At 50.8% G+C, this 1714-nt stretch carries 1 rRNA gene; it reads right to left on the reverse strand.

The window, feature by feature from the left end:
• Positions 1-70: 70 nt before the first annotated feature.
• Positions 71-1636: ribosomal RNA gene (locus tag EKM70_RS11105) — 16S ribosomal RNA — on the reverse strand.
• Positions 1637-1714: the final 78 nt, after the last annotated feature.

Here is a 1714-nt window from a genome sequence, read left to right on the forward strand (position 1 = left end):
TTGAGAGGTAAGCCCCTCAAAACTGAACATTGTTTCGACAAAGTATGTGTAGCCTCCGTATATTCCTTAGAAAGGAGGTGATCCAGCCGCAGGTTCTCCTACGGCTACCTTGTTACGACTTCACCCTAATCATCTGTCCCACCTTAGACGGCTGACTCCCGAAGGTTATCTCACCGGCTTTGGGTGTTACAAACTCTCATGGTGTGACGGGCGGTGTGTACAAGGCCCGGGAACGTATTCACCGCGGCATGCTGATCCGCGATTACTAGCGATTCCAACTTCATGTAGGCGAGTTGCAGCCTACAATCCGAACTGAGAGCGGCTTTAAGAGATTAGCTTAGCCTCACGACTTCGCAACTCGTTGTACCGCCCATTGTAGCACGTGTGTAGCCCAGGTCATAAGGGGCATGATGATTTGACGTCATCCCCACCTTCCTCCGGTTTGTCACCGGCAGTCTCACCAGAGTGCCCAACTTAATGCTGGCAACTGATAATAAGGGTTGCGCTCGTTGCGGGACTTAACCCAACATCTCACGACACGAGCTGACGACAACCATGCACCACCTGTATCCATGTCCCCGAAGGGAACGTCCTATCTCTAGGATTTGCATAGTATGTCAAGACCTGGTAAGGTTCTTCGCGTAGCTTCGAATTAAACCACATGCTCCACCGCTTGTGCGGGCCCCCGTCAATTCCTTTGAGTTTCAACCTTGCGGTCGTACTCCCCAGGCGGAGTGCTTAATGCGTTAGCTGCGGCACTGAAGGGCGGAAACCCTCCAACACCTAGCACTCATCGTTTACGGCATGGACTACCAGGGTATCTAATCCTGTTTGCTACCCATGCTTTCGAGCCTCAGCGTCAGTTACAGACTAGACAGCCGCCTTCGCCACTGGTGTTCTTCCATATATCTACGCATTCCACCGCTACACATGGAGTTCCACTGTCCTCTTCTGCACTCAAGTTCCCCAGTTTCCGATGCACTTCTCCGGTTAAGCCGAAGGCTTTCACATCAGACTTAAGAAACCGCCTGCGCTCGCTTTACGCCCAATAAATCCGGACAACGCTTGCCACCTACGTATTACCGCGGCTGCTGGCACGTAGTTAGCCGTGGCTTTCTGGTTGAATACCGTCACGATGCAAACAGTTACTCTTGCACCCGTTCTTCTTCAACAACAGAGTTTTACGAGCCGAAACCCTTCTTCACTCACGCGGCATTGCTCCATCAGACTTTCGTCCATTGTGGAAGATTCCCTACTGCTGCCTCCCGTAGGAGTTTGGGCCGTGTCTCAGTCCCAATGTGGCCGATTACCCTCTCAGGTCGGCTACGTATCATCGTCTTGGTGGGCCTTTACCTCACCAACTAACTAATACGCCGCAGGACCATCCAGAAGTGATAGCCGAAGCCATCTTTCAAACGAAAACCATGCGGTTTTCGTTGTTATACGGTATTAGCACCTGTTTCCAAGTGTTATCCCCTGCTTCTGGGCAGGTTTCCTACGTGTTACTCACCAGTTCGCCACTCGTCTTATGGTTAACGTCCGTGCAAGCACTTCAGTTAACGAAGACGCGTTCGACTTGCATGTATTAGGCATGCCGCCAGCGTTCGTCCTGAGCCAGGATCAAACTCTCATCTTATGATGATGGCTTGAATAGCTCATCGATTGTTGTTACTTTTTTATAAAAGCGAATTGACTTCGCAAATATTGTTTGGGT

It is taken from the genome of Levilactobacillus lindianensis (assembly GCF_003946095.1).
Classification (GTDB): Bacteria; Bacillota; Bacilli; order Lactobacillales; family Lactobacillaceae; genus Levilactobacillus; species Levilactobacillus lindianensis.